The sequence below is a fragment of the Brevibacillus sp. AY1 genome (genome assembly GCF_029870785.1).
Lineage (GTDB): Bacteria > Bacillota > Bacilli > Brevibacillales > Brevibacillaceae > Brevibacillus > Brevibacillus invocatus.
Genome location: NZ_JAFLPN010000095.1, coordinates 1 through 1,670, shown reverse-complemented (window position 1 = coordinate 1,670; position 1,670 = coordinate 1). Strand labels below are relative to the sequence as shown.

The 1,670-nt window shown below is 53.5% G+C and carries 1 rRNA gene; it reads right to left on the bottom strand.

Annotated features, from left to right (window positions below):
• A 23S ribosomal RNA gene (locus JZI27_RS24810) occupies positions 1 to 1,652 on the bottom strand; the annotation flags it as partial.
• Between the last annotated feature and the right edge of the window lie 18 nt (positions 1,653 to 1,670).

Below are 1,670 nucleotides of genomic sequence, written 5' to 3'. Positions count from 1 at the left end.
CGCTTTTCTTGGCAGTGTGAAATCAGGGACTTCGGTACTTAAATTTCCCTCGCCATCACAGCTTGCCCTTAGCGGTGTGCGGATTTGCCTACACACCAGGCTTACTGCTTGGACGGCCATCCAGTAGGCCGCTCACCCTATCCTCCTGCGTCACGCCATTGCTCAAGCGGAACAGAGGTGGTACAGGAATATCAACCTGTTGTCCATCGCCTACGCCTTTCGGCCTCAGCTTAGGTCCCGACTAACCCTGGGAGGACGAGCCTTCCCCAGGAAACCTTAGGCTTTCGGTGGACAAGATTCTCACTTGTCTTTTCGCTACTTACACCGGCATTCTCACTTCCAAGCGCTCCACCGCTCTTTCCAGTACGGCTTCACTGCTGCTTGGAACGCTCCCCTACCCAAGTAGAATCCGTAAGGATTCTACAAGCCATAGCTTCGGTGGTATGTTTAGCCCCGTTACATTTTCCGCGCAGAGTCACTCGACCAGTGAGCTATTACGCACTCTTTAAATGGTGGCTGCTTCTAAGCCAACATCCTGGTTGTCTGGGCAACTCCACATCGTTTCCCACTTAACATACACTTGGGGACCTTAGCTGATGGTCTGGGCTGTTTCCCTTTTGACGATGGATCTTAGCACTCACCGTCTGACTCCCGGACATAAGTCATTGGCATTCGGAGTTTGACTGAGTTCGGTAACCCGATGAGGGCCCCTAGCCCAATCAGTGCTCTACCTCCAAGACTCTAATTCCGAGGCTAGCCCTAAAGCTATTTCGGGGAGAACCAGCTATCTCCGAGTTCGATTGGAATTTCACCGCTAGCCACACCTCATCCCCGCACTTTTCAACGTGCGTGGGTTCGGGCCTCCAGTAGGTGTTACCCTACCTTCACCCTGGACATGGCTAGATCACACGGTTTCGGGTCTACGACAACGTACTTGCGCCCTATTCAGACTCGCTTTCGCTGCGGCTCCGTCTCTTCGACTTAACCTCGCACGCTACCGTAACTCGCCGGTTCATTCTACAAAAGGCACGCCGTCACCCGTGCGGCAAACAAGTTTGCTGCATAGGGCTCCGACTATTTGTAAGCACACGGTTTCAGGTACTATTTCACTCCCCTCCCGGGGTGCTTTTCACCTTTCCCTCACGGTACTGGTTCACTATCGGTCGCTAGGTAGTATTTAGCCTTAGCAGATGGTCCTGCCAGATTCATACGGGATTTCACGTGTCCCGCACTACTCGGGGTTGGTCTCGGAGAGACGCGCGTTTAGGCTACGCGACTATCACGCTCTGTGGTCAGCTTTCCCAAACTGTTCACCTACGCGCGTCTTTTGTAACTACGTGTGAGACGCCCCACAACCCCGCCAGGTAAACCTGACGGTTTAGGCTCTTCCGCGTTCGCTCGCCGCTACTGACGGAATCACTATTGTTTTCTCTTCCTCCGGCTACTTAGATGTTTCAGTTCACCGGGTCTGCCTTCTCGTACCCTATGGATTCAGATACGGATACCATCCCATTACAGATGGTGGGTTCCCCCATTCGGAGATCCCCGGATCAAAGCGTGCTTACCGCTCCCCGAGGCTTATCGCAGTTCGCTGCGTCCTTCTTCGGCTCCTAGCGCCAAGGCATCCACCGTGTGCCCTTAGTAACTTAACCACGTTTGGTTCGTACTAA